Source organism: Nocardioides sp., from assembly GCF_050246775.1.
Taxonomy (GTDB): Bacteria; Actinomycetota; Actinomycetes; order Propionibacteriales; family Nocardioidaceae; genus Nocardioides.
In genome coordinates this window covers 367,926-381,353 of the sequence record NZ_JBFWVK010000001.1, presented here as the reverse complement: position 1 = coordinate 381,353, position 13,428 = coordinate 367,926, and the positions used below count along the sequence as shown (strand labels likewise).

The window sequence follows — 13,428 nt, the reverse complement described above, 5'->3', positions numbered from 1 at the left end:
CGGCCGCGTTCCTCAGCCCGCCGTCAGCGCGTCGTCAGCGACCCGGTCCAGTCTCGGGACATGCCCAACGACGTGACCGCCCTCCTGAACCGCCTCGTCGGCGGAGACCCTCGTGCCGCCGGCGAGGTCCTCGTCCTGGCGCGGACCTCGGACTCAGCCCCGGTGCTCGTCGCAGCGGCCATGCTCCAGCACGACACCGACCACCTCACCCACGCAGCCCGATGCGCCACGTCCCCGCGCGAGCGCCAGCTCGTCGTGCTCGCCGAGGCACACCTGCAGGGCAACACCGACCTGCTCGACGTCCTCGTCCGCGACCACCTCGCCGATCACCCCGACCACCTGCTGGCGGCATGGATCGCCGGCCAGCGGTTGTCTGACAGCCCGAAGAAGGAGAATCCCGTGACCCAGCTCAGCCCGCCACCCACCACCACCACCACCCGGTCCACGACTGTTCGCACCATCGCCCGCTGGATGGTCTCGTTCGTCGGCTTCCCGCTCGGGGGCCTCTCGGCGATGATCCTGGTCGGACCGGTGGACACCACACCCGGCGCGATCGCCGGCGGTCTGCTCACCGGGACCGTCCTCGGGTCCTTCCAGGCGTGGGCGATGCGCTCGGATCGCTTCGTCGGGTGGGTCGTGGCCACGGCCATCGGCCTCGCCGTCGGCCTGGGCATCGGCGCCACCCTGGTCGACTTCAACACCGGCTTGGGCGACCTCGTGACCCAAGGTGCGATCACCGGACTCACCGTCGGCATCGCGCAGTCCCTGGTGCTCCTGCGGCGCACCGGCGCCCTCGCATTCGCCTGGCCGGTCCACCTCGCCGCGGTCTGGGCGCTCGGGTGGGCGATCACCACGTCCGTCGGTGTCCAGGTCGAGGACCAGTTCACGGTCTTCGGGGCAGCCGGAGCGGTCACCGCCACCCTGCTCACCGCCGTCCTTCCCGTCCTGCTGAGCACCCGCTTCGCCACCACAGAGAAGAGCACCTCATGATGCGCCACGTCGTCTTCGGAACCGGCCAGGTCGGCCACCCCCTCATCGAGCAGCTGGTCACCCAGGGACACGACGTGGTCGCGGTGAACCGCGATGGTCGCGGTGCCTTCCCCGGTGCCCGGATCGTCGGTGGTGACGCAGCCGACCCCGCGTTCACCGCCCGGGTCTGTGCCGGCGCGGACGTCGTCTACTTCTGCCTCAACGCGATGAACTACGACCGCTGGAGCGAGGAGTTCCCGCCGCTCCAGCGCGGTGTGCTGGCCGGTGCCGCCAGTGCTGGCGCCAGGCTCGTCGTACTCGACAACCTGTATGCCTACGGCCCGCCGCGCGGACAACGACTCGTCGAGACGATGGCTGCCAACCCGACGTCGGCCAAGTCCGCGACCAGGGCCGCGATGACCGAGGAACTGCTCGCCTCCCATGCCGCAGGTGAGGTGGAGGTCGTCATCGGCCGTGCCTCGGACTACTTCGGTCCCGGGGCCCTGCGCTCGGCGCTGGGCGAGTCCGTGTTCGGTCCGGCGCTCGCCGGCAGGACCGCCCAGGTCATGGGGGACGCCTCCCAGCTGCACAGCTACTCCTACACCCCGGACGTGGCCGCTGCCCTGATCACCCTCGCGACTGCACCCGGCACCACCGGGCAGGTCTGGCACCTCCCCGTGGCGCAGGCCCGCACCATCCGCGAGGTCGTCGAGATCGTCTACGCCGCCGCCGGACACCGGCCACGGCTCCTCGCGGCCGGACGGGTGACGCTGCGCGCCGTCGGGTTGTTCAAGCCTGAGATGCGCGAGTACCTGCACACGCTCTACCAGTTCACCGACGCGTGGGTGGTCGACGACGGCAAGTTCCGCGCCGCCTTCGGCGATCAGGCCACCCCGCTCGAGGAAGCCCTGACCACCACGCTCGCCTGGTACGCCGACCGAGCGAGGGTCGCGACCCACTGACACAGCCCACACAACCTCAAGGAGATCCCATGAACACCACCAGCACCCCCGACCGTTCCACCGCACGACGCGCAGGCGCCGCACTGGCGCTCGCCTCGGCCCTGGCCATCGCCGGCTTCACCGTGCTCGGCTCCGTCTTCGAGTATCCCCAGATCCTCGAGGAGCCCACCTCCGACATCCTTGCCAGCTTCCACGCGCACGAGAGCTCCGTGATGACCTGGTTCGGCGTCCTCGTCCTCAGCGCTGCGCTGATGGCGCCGGCCGGGATCTGGCTGGGCCGGATCGCCGGTGGCCGCCTCGGGCGATGGATCGCTGGCGTCGGCATCGCCGCGGCCACCGTTCAGGTGGTCGGCCTGCAGCGATGGGTCACCCTCGTGCCGGGCATCAGCGACGACGCCCTCGACCCGGCCCTGCGCGCTGACGCCGAGGACCGCTTCGAGCTCTGGCACACCCTGCTCGGCAAGGCGATCGGGGAGACCTTGGGCTACGCGCTCACCGCGACGTTCACCGTGCTGGTCGTGGTGGCGCTGCGTCGCTCGGTGCTGCCGCGCTGGCTCGGCGTCATCGGGTACGCCGCCGCAGGCCTCATCGCCACCGGCGTGGTGATCCCGGTGCTCGAGGCGGCCAGTCTGACCAACTTCATCGGGTACGTCGCCTGGTGTGCCTGGCTGCTCGCCGTGGCCGTCGTCCTGTTCCGGGTTCCCGCTCAGAAGGCGGGATCCGACATGCTGGTCCCATGCGATTCACCGAGCATGAGCTGACCGCAGCAGTCACCGGGGCGGCGAAGACGATCCTGGCGGCCCAGCGCAAGGACATCCGCCGTGGCAAGAGCGACCTCGACACGGTCTGGGACGAGATGGACCGCTACCAGCGTTTCCAGCTCCTCGACCAGATCGGGACGCAGATCCTGCCGGTGCTCGTGGCGCTGCCCGACGTCGAGGTCGAGCCGGGCACCCGGGCCACCTACACCGAGCGGCAGGTGAGCGAGGTCGTCGAGGCCCAGGTCGACGCCGGGTCGGGCAAGCTGAGGCGTGGGGTCCTGGTCAAGTCACGCACGGCCCTGGTCCAGATCGCCCTCGAGCACCTGCCTCCGCGTCAGGATCCCGATGCCCTGATCGTGCCGGACCACCTCTAGGGAGTGATCTGGGCCTGTGCGTCGGCGAGCAGCTCGACGATGCGGGCTCCGAAGGCGACGTCGACGTCGTGGGGTCGGCCCTCGCGAACCGACTCCACCAGCTCCTGTGCCGCGATGGCCAGCAGGGCCACTGCGTCGTCGGGCCGCGGGGGCATGGAGGAGAAGCCGCTCTCGCCCCACAGGGTGGTCTCGACGCAGGCAGCGGCCGGCGGTGCGAACTGGGTCAGGGTGATCGTGCTGTGGGCCCCCGACTCGTGACGCAGCGCCAGCGTCACCAGGTCGCCCTCTCCGGCGGCGGCCACGAGCGAGGTCACCGGTCCGAGGGCGGTGACGAGGTTCGACAGGGCGTGGGGGCCGGTGTCCCACAGGGCACCGCGCTCGTGGCGCCACGGCGAGTCCCCGAACGGGTTGCCGGGTTCCTGGAGCGCGCTGAACCATCGCATCCAGCCGCCGAGCCAGCCGCCGGTGCGCTGGACCTGGGCCCACCAGGCCTTCGAGTCGGCGAAGAACCGGTCGGTGAAGAACACGACCGAGCCCACGGCGTTGTCGCGGACGGCCTCCTCCAGAGCCTGGGCGGCCTCGACAGTCGTGGCGATGGGCTTGTCGAGCAACAGATGCCTGCCGGCCCTGGCGGCGTCGAGCGCCATCGTGGCCTGGAGGTCCGGCGGGACGGCGAAGGCGACAGCCTCCACGTCCTCGAGCAGGGCGGCGTAGTCGCCGTACGCCTGGACGCCGAGCCTGGCCGCGAGCGCCTCGGCCTTCTCGCTGTTGCGGCCCCAGAGCCCGACGAAGTCGACGCCCTCGGCGGCGTTCAGGCCGGGGCCGTGCGCGATCTCCGCCCACGGGCCGGTTCCGACCAGACCGAACCGCATGTCCTACCTCCTGTGCTCGCCGACAACGTCTCGACTGCAGGCTACTGCTCCGTCTGCTTGAATCGAGTCCAGGCCTGCGAGAGGAATCCGATGAACGACACCGACCCGACCCCCTCCGGTGATGAGTTGTCGACCCTGCACCAACGCAGGGCCGACCTGCGCGAGCAGTATCTGACCCCCGCCTCGGAGCGGCAGCCCTCGACCGCGCGCGGCCTGCACCACACGGCCCTCATCAGCAGCGACGTCGAGACCACCATCGCCTTCTACCAGGGCGTGCTGGGCTTCGGGTTGACCGAGCTCATCGAGAACCGGGACTACCCGGGGTCCTCGCACTTCTTCTTCGACATCGGGCACCAGAACCTCCTCGCGTTCTTCGACTTCCCCGGTCTCGACGTCGGGCCCTATGCCGAGGTGCTCGGGGGCCTGCACCACCTGGCGATCTCGGTCGATCCCGTGCGCTGGGAGGAGCTCGTGGCCAGGCTCCAGGAGGCGGGCGTCGAACACGAGGTGCACAGCGGTGTCTCGGTCTACTTCCGCGACCCCGACGGAGCGCGGATCGAGCTCATCGCCGATCCGCTGGGTGAGATGTACGGCGAGGTCGTCCTCTAGCTCAGGTCCGCAGTCGGATCGCCCATCTGAGCAGAGCGAACTACCTCACCCCAGTAAGTCAGCGATTCCCCCTAGGCGCGCGTAAGGCAATCGCCTTCTCTGCGTCTTTCACCCGTTGGCGGACAACGGTGTTCGGGCACCGGGTCCTTGGCGGGGAGGGAATCACGGTGCTGGTCGCTGTCGCTGGTGGGGGATCGTGAGCGCCCTGAGTGATGCTGAACTGATCAGGTTCGTGCGCTCGGGCGATGATGCGGCCGCCTCTGAGCTGTTCGCCCGTCACCGTGATGCCGGCATCCGTCTGGGAGCGGCGTTGGCGGGGCGATCCCACGCCGAGGACCTGGTCTCGGAGGCGTTCGTCCGGTTGCTGGTGTCACTGCGCAACGGTGGGGGCCCGGAGCGTGCGTTCCGGCCCTACCTGCTGTCCACCATCCGCAACCTCTTCGTGGACGAGTTGCGACGTGCGGGACGCGAGATCCCGGTCGACGAGTTCAGCCCTGACCTGGACGAGCTCGTCGAGCCCGACCAGTTCGAGGCTCGCTTCGAATCCACGATCATGGCGCGGGCCTTCCGTTCCCTGCCCGGGCGGTGGCAGGAGGTGCTCTGGCACACCTCGGTCGAGGGAGAACCACTGTCCGTGGTCGCCACCCACCTGGGGATGAACGCCAATTCGGTGGCCGCGCTCAGCTTCCGGGCCCGCGAGGGTCTGCGCCGCGCCTACCTCGCCGAGCACCTGGCGCAGGCGGCCGACGCCTCGTGCGCCTGGGTGATCGAGCGACTGCCTCGTCACGCCCGAGGAGCGCTGACACCAGCCGAGGTGGCCAGGGTCGACAAGCACCTCGAGACCTGCGTCCGGTGCCCCAGTGCACTGCTCGAGCTGCGCGCCATCAACTCCCACCTGGGCGGATTGCTGCTGCCGGCCCTGGTGGGCACGTCGGTCTCCCTGCGCTCCTATCTTCCGGCCTCGCCGTGGGCCGGCATCTCGGCTGCTGTCGGCGGCGTCGTCGTGGCTGTCGCGACCGTGGCCGCCGTTGCCGTGGGCGTGACCGGCGCGGACCCGGTTTCTGTGCCCAGCGTGCACGCCGAACCGACGTCCGTGGCTGCGCCGCGGCAGGCCGTCCAGCCCGCACCGACCCTTCGCCACCGCCCGGCACAGGCGCCCTCCACGACCCGAGGACCGCGAGTGCCCTCCTCCCGGCCTTCCTCGTCGTCACCCAGCCCCCGTGGACACTTCTCGGCCCACAATGAGAAACCACCACCCTCCGCACCGTCCTCCCAGCCGACGTCGCCCACCGCGCAGGTCTCCTCGACGCCGGCACCTGTCGACGTCACGCTCGGTGAGGCCTGGCTTCGCCCGAGCGGCACCTTCCGTCACGGGATCCACGTCCAGGTCCCGGTCATCAGCGCAGGACTCGCCGCCCTCACGCTGCGCGTCAGCATGAGTGGGGTCGAGGACTACGAGGTGCACAGCAACGGCGCCTACGGGCGCTGGACCTGCCAGCCGGACGGGCCAGCGCTCGTCTGCACGCTTCCGGCCTCCGAGGCCACCGAGGCGCCCTTCGCGATGGACCTGCGTCTGGCGGAGGGGAAGTCCGGACGCCTGGTGTTCGACGTCGATGCCCCGGACCGGGCCGATCCCGATCCGGCCGACAACCGGCTGGTCCTCGGCATCGACCACCCGGAGTCACCGGACACCTCAGCCGGGGAAGCCGCCATCGGCATGCACCACTGAACCGTTGAGGACGGCGCCCTCGCGAGAGCAGCAGAAGGCGATCGCGGCCGCGATCTCGTCTGGTTCGAGGAGTCGACGCAGGAGCTGCGAGGAGGCGAAGTCGGCGGGATCGGCCAGGCCGTAGGTCGCGGCGGTGGCTGCCAGCATCTCGGTCCGGGTGGAGCCGGGCGAGACGGCGCAGGCGGTGGCGCCGGTGCCGACCAGATCCGCGGCGAGGCCCTTGACCAGGCCGATGACTGCGTGCTTGACCGCGTTGTACGCCGCCAGATGGAAGAGTCCGTGAGAGCCCGCGGCTGAGGCGACGGCCACGAACCGCGCGCCGGCCGGGTCGGTGCCGGCCAGCATCGCAGGGACGCTGACGGCGGCAGTGTTCCAGACCCCGCGCACGTCGATGTCCCACAGCAGGTCGGCGTCAGCCTCGGGGGTCTCCCACAGAGCGTGTCCTCCTGACATGACCGCAGCCGCCGCCACGGCCACATCGAGCCGACCCCAACGCTCCAGGCCCTGGTCCACGGCCGACTGAAGGGCGCCGCGCTCGCGCACGTCGGCCACCACCGGGAGGATCTCGTCGCGGTGCGCAGCCGCGAGGGCGTCGAGATCGCCGCGGGTCGCCATCGGGTACGCCGCCGGGTTGCTCGGCAGGTCGCCGACGCACCAGTCCACGGCCACCACGCGGTGCCCGTCGGCGACGAGGCGACGTACCGTCGCGGCGCCGATGCCGCGCGCTGCCCCGGTGACGAGCGCGACTCGCCGGGTCATCGCAGTCGTCCTCGACCGTCGCGGCTGCCGCGGCTGATCGCGGCGACCAGGTCGCTGGCCATCACCTCGAGCAGCCGGGCGCCCTCACCGGCGTCCGCGCCGGCCGGGTCACCGAGGACGCCGTTGGGTGCCACCGCGATGACACCGCCGGAGACCAGCGCCCCAAGAAGGTCGCCGATGGGGGCCGTGTTGCCGGCCTCAGCCAGGTCGAGGCGGACCGATCCAGGACGCAGGTGCAGCATCAGTGACGTCTCGGTGAACCCCGCGTGGGCGTCCACCTCCTCCGTCGCGCAGGCAAGCCAACCGACGTCATGTCCCTCGTCGAGGAGCTGGAGTACGCCGCCCTGGAGAGCCGTCAGGTTGCCCCCGTGCGCGTTGATGAACAGCACCCGCCCCGCCCACGTGCGCATCGAGCGGACGAGCTCGACGATCACCAGCCGCAGGGTCTCGCTGCCGATCGAGCTGGTCCCGGCGAAGTGCTGGTGCTCTCCGCTGGAGCCGTAGCTGAGAGCCGGTGCGACGAGCACGTCGCCCGGCAGGCGGGCCGCCACCTCATCGGTCACCGCCTGAGCGATCACGGTGTCGGTGTCCAACGGCAGGTGCGGCCCGTGCTGCTCGAGCGAGCCGACGGGGACCAGGACCAACGTCCCCGGCGCGAGGCTCGGGGACGTGCGGGTGGCGAGCGCCTGGTTCACGCCCCGAGTTTCGCGCGCTTCGCAGAGGTCTTCGCCGTGGGCATGCCGAGAGCACGGTGGAAGTTCTCGGGGACGACGAGATGCTCAGGGGAGAGCTCGTCGAGGCAGGACACGCCCATCCCGAGAAGAGCGGAGTCGATCCCGCTGCGCAGCACGTCCAGGACGTTGCCGACGCCCGCCTCGCCGTTGGCGGCCAGACCCCACAGGTAGGCGCGGCCGATCATCACCGCGCGCGCCCCGAGCGCCACGGCCTTGACGACGTCGGAGCCCCGCCGGATCCCGCCGTCGAGGAGGACCTCGATGTCGTGGCCGACCGCGTCCGCGATGGGCTTGAGGACCCGGATCGAGGCGGGGGTGCCGTCGAGGTTGTTGCCGCCGTGGTTGGAGACCGAGATCGCGGTGACGCCGGCATCCACGGCACGCTGGGCGTCGTCGACACGACACACACCCTTGAGCATGAAGGGGCCACCGCCGAGCTGGGCCCACTGCTCGCGCATCCAGGCCACGTCGTCCCACGAGGCGGGTGGGGTGGTCATCCACTCGTAGTAGGCGCCGAAGAACGTCGGTGCGGAGCCACCGGGGGGCGCCAGGTTGGGGGCGGTGAGATCCGGGATGGCGCCGGACCTGGCCCACTGGGCCATCCACCGGGGCCGGCGCGCGACCTGCGGGGCAAAGCGCAGCATCGTCTTGAGGTCGACCTTCTCGGGGATCTCAGGACTTCCCCAGTCGCGGCCCATCGAGAACGACCAGTCCAGCGTGGCGATGAGGCCGGCCGCTCCGGCCGCCTTCGCGCGCTGCATGCGCTGGATCATCACGTCCCGGTCGCCGGTCCAGTACATCTGGAAGAACGTGGTGGCGCCCGTCGCGCACACGTCCTCGACCGAGCGCGAGGCGAAGTTGCTCAGCCCCATGACGGTGCCTCGCGACGCCGCGGCGCGCGCGACGGCGACCTCGCCTTCGGGATGAACGGCCTGGACGCCGGTCGGCGAGATGATCACCGGAAGTGAGATCTCCTGGCCCATCACCGAGGTGGCCATCGTCCGGTCCGCCTGCAGGCCGGCGACATGGGGAGCCAGGCCGAGCTCTGCGAACGCCGCCTGGTTGTCGGCGATGGTCAGCCCCTGCTCCGAGCCGGCCACCAAGGCGCCGTACACCGAGGAGGGCAGCCTCTTCTTCGCGCGTGCCTGCGCCACCGCGACGGTCTCGAACCACGGGTTCTGGGCCCACGGGTTGACCAGCCAGTCGGGTTTCGTCGCCATGTCAGTCCTTCGGTCGGAAGCCGGCCAGCGGGTTCTCAGCGCAGGCCGACACGGGTGGGGCAACGAGGTCGGGTCGCCGGCCGATTGTCAGCATCACGGGCGCGTTGCGGGCCGGGGTGGACCTGGAGTGGTCCTGACTGGCTGCGGGGATGGTGCGCTCGCCAGCGAGGGCGGATTCGCCGTACCCCTGGACGCACTCGGGGTCGGGGCCGTCCATCGGCAGTCCGGTGAAGAACTTGGCGGCCATGCAGCCCCCGCGACAGGAGTCGAAGAACTCGCAGCTCGTGCACGCGCCCGAGGTCTGCGGGGAGCGCAGTTCCTGAAAGAGCTCGGAGGTCTGCCAGACCCTCTCGAAGCCACCCTCGGCAAGCAGGTTGCCGGCATGGAAGTTGTCGTGGATCGCGAACGGGCAGGCGTAGACGTCGCCGATCGGGTCGATCAGGCAGACCACCCGGCCGGCGCCACACAGGTTGAGACCCGGCAGGGCCTCACCGAACGCGGCGAGGTGGAAGAACGAATCGCCGGTCAGCACGTTCTCTCCGTTGGCCATCAGCCAGTCGTAGAGGGTGCGCTGCTGCTCCGGCAGCGGATGCAGCTCGTCCCACACGTCGGCCCCGCGACCCGAGGGCCGCAGCCGGGTCAGGCGCAAGGTGGCGCCGTAGGAGTCGGCCAGGGCCTTGAACTCGTCGAGCTGGGTGACGTTCTGCCGAGTCACCACCACCGAGATCTTGGCGTCCTTGAACCCGGCCGCGGCCAGGTTCTCCAGGGCCGTGATCGCGGTGTCGTAGGAACCGGGGCCACGGACGTAGTCGTTGACCTCGGCGGTGGCGCCGTCCAGGGAGATCTGGACGTCCACGTAGCCCCCACACGCCGGGGAGGCCAGGAACGCGGCCCGCTCGGGGGTGAGCCGGACGCCGTTGGTGGAGAACTTCACGCCGACCTGATGGTCCACCGCGTATTGCAGCAGGTGCCAGAAGTCGGGACGGATGGTCGGCTCACCGCCGCCGATGTTGACGTAGAACACCTGCATCCGCTGCAGCTCATCGATGACGGCTTCGCACTGCTCGGTGCTCAACTCACGCGGATCGCGCTTGCCCGAGGACGACAGGCAGTGCGCACACGACAGGTTGCAGGCGTAGGTCAGCTCCCAGGTCAGGCAGATCGGGGCGTCCAGTCCGTATTCGAACTGCTCCACCAACGAACCGCCGAGCGGGCGAACACGTGTCTCCATCGTCGTCATGCGACTGCTCCGTCTGTCGTTTCCTGCTCTTGGGGGCGGATCATGTCGGTGGCGGCCAGCCCGGTCAGGGCCGACGCGTAGGCAGGCCAGTCACGAGCCGGGATGCCCGCCGCCGTCAGCGCGGACTGCACGTCGCTGTGCTCGCCCAGCGTGGTCACCACCGTGACGAGCTCGGGCCGCTTGAGGAAGCTGAGCTTGCGGTTGCCGAAGTGATAGGCGAGCGCCCCGAACGGTTCGGGGCGCAATGCCACCGACGGCGAGAGCCGCCAGGCCTCCTCCAGGATGCTCATCGGCTCAGTAGACGCCGCACATGCCGTCGATGGAGACCTCTTCGACGAGGGCCTCACCGGTCAGCACGGGGCCCTGCTCGGTGCTCGGGGCAACGTCAGTGATCTGCGGGTCAGGGGTGGTCATCGGGACTCCTTCGGTCGGGGTGTGGTCTCCGACACGTTAATGGCACTGAGCGCCAAAAAGAACCCCCCACTTGGAGAGTTGCTAGATTGCCGGCGTGGGCGTACCGGAAACCAGCACTCGTCGCAGCCTGCAGGGCAGGCCGGTCGCCACCAATCACTCGGCGATCGAGGAGGCAGCGTTCCGACTCTTCGCCGAGCGCGGCTTCGAAGGCACGACCCTGGATGCCATCGCCCGTGAAGTGGGTGTGGGGCGGCGCACCCTGTTCCGCTACTTCGACTCCAAGAACGACATCCCCTGGGGCCGGTTCGACCTGACCCTGGCCGCCTTCCGGGACCTGCTCGACGACCTTTACCACCTCCCGATCGCGGAAGCGGTCCACCTGGGGGTCCGCAGGTTCAACGACTTCCCGCCCGACGCGAGCCCCCACCACGCCGATCGGATGCGGTTGATCCTGGAGACCCCGACGCTCCAGGCACACTCGGTCCTGCGGTACGGCGAGTGGCGTGCGGTCATCGCGGAGTACGTCGCCCGGCGCACCGGGGGTGCACCGAGCGACCTGATGCCCCAGACCGTGGGGCAGGTGAGCCTGGCGCTCGCCCTCTCGGCGTACACGGTGTGGCTCGAGGACACCTCACAGTCCCTGCTCGACCTGGTGGACGCGGCCATGGCGGCCCTGCGCGCCCACCTGGCCGACGTCAGCGCTTGAGCAGCTGGCGCGCCATCACGATGCGCTGGACCTGGTTGGTGCCTTCATAGATCTGGGTGATCTTCGCATCGCGCATCATCCGCTCCACGGGGAAGTCGACGGTGTAGCCGGCACCACCCAGCAACTGGACCGCGTCGGTGGTCACCTGCATCGCGACGTCGGAGGCATAGCACTTGGCGGCGGCGCCGAAGAAGGGCAGGTCGGGGTCGTTGCGTTCGGACTTCGCGGCTGCCACGTAGACGAGTTGACGCGCCGCCTCGAGGGTCATGGCCATGTCGGCCAGCATGAACTGCAGACCCTGGAACTCGGCGATCTTCCGGCCGAACTGCGAACGCTCCTTCACGTAGTCCACAGCGGTGTCGAGTGCCCCCTGGGCGATGCCGACGGCCTGGGCTCCGATCGTGACCCGGGTGTGGTCCAAGGTGCGCAGGGCCAGTTTCAGACCGGTGCCCGGCTCGCCGATCATCCGGTCTCCGGGGATGCGGACCTTGTCGAAGATGAGCTCCCGGGTGGGGGACCCCTTGATCCCGAGCTTGCGCTCCTTGGCGCCGAACGTGAAGCCCTCGTCGGACTTCTCCACGATGAACGCGCTCACGTTCGAACCGCGGGCGCCCTCGGGGTCGGTCACCGCCAGCACGGTGTAGAACTCCGAGAAGCCGGCGTTCGTGATCCAGGACTTCTGCCCCGTCAGCACCCACTCATCGCCGTCGGCCACGGCGCGGCACTTCATCGAAGCCGTGTCAGAGCCGGCCTCGCGTTCGGAGAGCCCGTAGGAGAAGCCGGCCTCACCGCGGGCCAGCGGGGTGAGGTATTTCGCCTTCAGTGCCTCGTCGCCACCGAGCATGAGCGGCAGGCTGCCGAGCTTGTTGACCGCTGGGATGAGGGAGGAGGAGGCGCAGGCTCGCGCCACCTCCTCGATCACGATGCAGGTGGCCAAGGCGTCGGCACCCGCGCCGTCGTACTCCTCGGGCACGTGGGGGGCGTGGAAGTCCGAGGCCACCAGGGCGTCGTAGGCCTCCTGTGGGAATCGGCTCTCGGCGTCCACCTCGGCGGCGTACGGCGCGATCTTGTCGTCGGCCACCGAGCGCACCGCCTCCCGCAGGGCCTCGTGGTCCTCGGAGATGCGGAACAGGTCGAAGTCGATGGTGCTCATCTGGGTCTCCTGGGGATCAGTAGGTGTAGAAGCCGCGGCCGGTCTTGCGGCCGAGCAGGCCGGCCTCGACCATCCGGGCGAGGAGCGGCGGCGGTGCGTAGAGCTGTTCGCGGAACTCCTGGTAGAGCGACTCGGCGACGGCCTTGGTGGTGTCCAGCCCGATCAGGTCCGCGAGCGCCAGGGGACCCTGCGGATGTGCGGCCCCCTGGACGAGTCCCTGGTCGATGTCCTCGGCGGTGGCGAAGCCGGACTCGAGCATCCGGATCGCGGACAGGATGAAGGGGATCAAGAGCGCGTTGACCACGAACCCGGCGCGGTCCTGGCAGTCGATGGCGTGCTTGCCCAGGTCGCCTTCGACGAAGCTGCGGGCGCGTTCGGTGGTGTCCGGGGCGGTGAGCAGGCTGGGGACGAGTTCGACCAGGGAGAGCACCGGCACAGGGTTGAAGAAGTGCACCCCGAGCACGTGGGTGGGGCGCTGGGTGGCCACGGCCAGCTTCATGATCGGGATGGAGGAGGTGTTGGAGGCCAGGATGGCGTCGGGGGAGCTGACGACCGCGTCGAGTTGCCGGAAGAGCTCGACCTTGGTCTTCTCATCCTCGACGATGGCCTCGACCACCAGGTCGCGGTCGGCCAGTGCGTCCAGGGACTCCACGACGGTGATCCGGGCCAGCACCTCCGCGGCGCTGGTGATGCGGCCGCGCTCCTCGGCGCGGCGCAGGGAGGTCTCCAGGCGCTTGATCCCCGCGGCAACTGCTGCCGGGCTGGACTCGGCGACCACGACATCCTTGCCGGCCCGGGCGCTGACCTCGGCGATCCCGGCCCCCATGAGTCCACACCCGACGACTCCGACGTTCTTCACCACGGACGCTCCTCCACCTCTTTGGAATGCAGTACCATGCAGATGGTACTCAGTCCCATCACCATCG

The 13,428-nt window shown here is 69.9% G+C and carries 16 protein-coding genes; 7 read left to right on the top strand and 9 right to left on the bottom strand.

Annotated elements, in window-relative coordinates:
* The first annotated feature begins 60 nt into the window (after positions 1–60).
* Genes AB7I40_RS01910 through AB7I40_RS01895 form a run of 4 tightly spaced genes read left to right on the top strand, consistent with a single transcriptional unit; the run spans position 61 to position 3,066 of the window.
* Positions 61–990: a hypothetical protein gene (locus AB7I40_RS01910; protein ID WP_428346619.1), complete on the top strand. Its 930-nt coding sequence runs from the start codon at positions 61–63 to the stop codon at positions 988–990.
* On the top strand, positions 987–1,931 hold the full coding sequence (locus tag AB7I40_RS01905; RefSeq protein ID WP_428346620.1) for an NAD-dependent epimerase/dehydratase family protein: 945 nt from the start codon (positions 987–989) through the stop codon (positions 1,929–1,931). The genes AB7I40_RS01910 and AB7I40_RS01905 overlap by 4 nt, the downstream gene beginning before the upstream one ends.
* A 29-nt stretch (positions 1,932–1,960) precedes the next feature.
* Complete coding sequence (locus AB7I40_RS01900; RefSeq protein WP_428346621.1) at positions 1,961–2,692, top strand: DUF4386 domain-containing protein; 732 nt, start codon at positions 1,961–1,963, stop codon at positions 2,690–2,692.
* The gene (locus tag AB7I40_RS01895) at positions 2,668–3,066 is read left to right on the top strand and encodes a hypothetical protein (protein WP_428346622.1); all 399 of its coding nucleotides are present in this window, start codon (positions 2,668–2,670) and stop codon (positions 3,064–3,066) included. Before AB7I40_RS01900 ends, AB7I40_RS01895 begins: the two co-directional genes overlap by 25 nt.
* Here the strand turns inward: AB7I40_RS01895 and AB7I40_RS01890 are convergent.
* Entirely contained in the window at positions 3,063–3,938 is an 876-nt protein-coding gene (locus AB7I40_RS01890) for a Gfo/Idh/MocA family protein (protein WP_428346623.1), read from the bottom strand. The genes AB7I40_RS01895 and AB7I40_RS01890 overlap by 4 nt on opposite strands.
* 90 nt (positions 3,939–4,028) lie before the next feature.
* Here AB7I40_RS01890 and AB7I40_RS01885 point away from each other — a divergent pair, with 90 nt between their 5' ends.
* Together AB7I40_RS01885 and AB7I40_RS01880 are read left to right on the top strand one after the other, a co-directional pair.
* The gene (locus AB7I40_RS01885; protein ID WP_428346624.1) at positions 4,029–4,547 is read left to right on the top strand and encodes a VOC family protein; all 519 of its coding nucleotides are present in this window, start codon (positions 4,029–4,031) and stop codon (positions 4,545–4,547) included.
* Between the two features lie 196 nt (positions 4,548–4,743).
* Positions 4,744–6,276 (top strand): sigma-70 family RNA polymerase sigma factor, encoded by a 1,533-nt coding sequence (locus AB7I40_RS01880; RefSeq protein WP_428346625.1) that lies wholly within the window; start codon positions 4,744–4,746, stop codon positions 6,274–6,276.
* Here the strand turns inward: AB7I40_RS01880 and AB7I40_RS01875 are convergent.
* Genes AB7I40_RS01875 through mftA form a run of 6 tightly spaced genes read right to left on the bottom strand, consistent with a single transcriptional unit; the run spans position 6,241 to position 10,643 of the window.
* The gene (locus AB7I40_RS01875) at positions 6,241–7,035 is read right to left on the bottom strand and encodes a mycofactocin-coupled SDR family oxidoreductase (RefSeq protein ID WP_428346626.1); all 795 of its coding nucleotides are present in this window, start codon (positions 7,033–7,035) and stop codon (positions 6,241–6,243) included. The genes AB7I40_RS01880 and AB7I40_RS01875 overlap by 36 nt on opposite strands.
* Positions 7,032–7,730 (bottom strand): mycofactocin biosynthesis peptidyl-dipeptidase MftE, encoded by a 699-nt coding sequence (gene mftE, locus AB7I40_RS01870; RefSeq protein WP_428346627.1) that lies wholly within the window; start codon positions 7,728–7,730, stop codon positions 7,032–7,034. Before mftE ends, AB7I40_RS01875 begins: the two co-directional genes overlap by 4 nt.
* On the bottom strand, positions 7,727–8,989 hold the full coding sequence (mftD, locus tag AB7I40_RS01865) for a pre-mycofactocin synthase MftD (RefSeq protein ID WP_428346628.1): 1,263 nt from the start codon (positions 8,987–8,989) through the stop codon (positions 7,727–7,729). The genes mftE and mftD overlap by 4 nt, the downstream gene beginning before the upstream one ends.
* Position 8,990: 1 nt before the next feature.
* Positions 8,991–10,220 (bottom strand): mycofactocin radical SAM maturase, encoded by a 1,230-nt coding sequence (mftC, locus tag AB7I40_RS01860; protein ID WP_428346629.1) that lies wholly within the window; start codon positions 10,218–10,220, stop codon positions 8,991–8,993.
* Between the two features lie 5 nt (positions 10,221–10,225).
* Positions 10,226–10,519 carry a mycofactocin biosynthesis chaperone MftB gene (gene mftB / locus AB7I40_RS01855; protein ID WP_428346630.1) on the bottom strand — a complete coding sequence of 98 codons (294 nt, stop codon included), beginning with the start codon at positions 10,517–10,519 and terminating at the stop codon, positions 10,226–10,228.
* Positions 10,520–10,523: 4 nt separating this feature from the next.
* Positions 10,524–10,643 (bottom strand): mycofactocin precursor MftA, encoded by a 120-nt coding sequence (gene mftA / locus AB7I40_RS01850; RefSeq protein ID WP_428346631.1) that lies wholly within the window; start codon positions 10,641–10,643, stop codon positions 10,524–10,526.
* A gap of 94 nt (positions 10,644–10,737) precedes the next feature.
* Here mftA and mftR point away from each other — a divergent pair, with 94 nt between their 5' ends.
* The gene (mftR, locus tag AB7I40_RS01845) at positions 10,738–11,349 is read left to right on the top strand and encodes a mycofactocin system transcriptional regulator (RefSeq protein WP_428346632.1); all 612 of its coding nucleotides are present in this window, start codon (positions 10,738–10,740) and stop codon (positions 11,347–11,349) included.
* Here mftR and AB7I40_RS01840 read toward each other — a convergent pair.
* Both AB7I40_RS01840 and AB7I40_RS01835 read right to left on the bottom strand, forming a co-directional pair.
* Entirely contained in the window at positions 11,339–12,502 is a 1,164-nt protein-coding gene (locus AB7I40_RS01840) for an acyl-CoA dehydrogenase family protein (protein ID WP_428346633.1), read from the bottom strand. The two genes, mftR and AB7I40_RS01840, sit on opposite strands and share 11 nt — an antisense overlap.
* Positions 12,503–12,518: 16 nt before the next feature.
* A complete protein-coding gene (locus AB7I40_RS01835) occupies positions 12,519–13,361 on the bottom strand; it encodes a 3-hydroxybutyryl-CoA dehydrogenase (RefSeq protein ID WP_428346741.1) in 843 nt (280 codons plus the stop codon).
* Positions 13,362–13,428 lie beyond the last annotated feature (67 nt).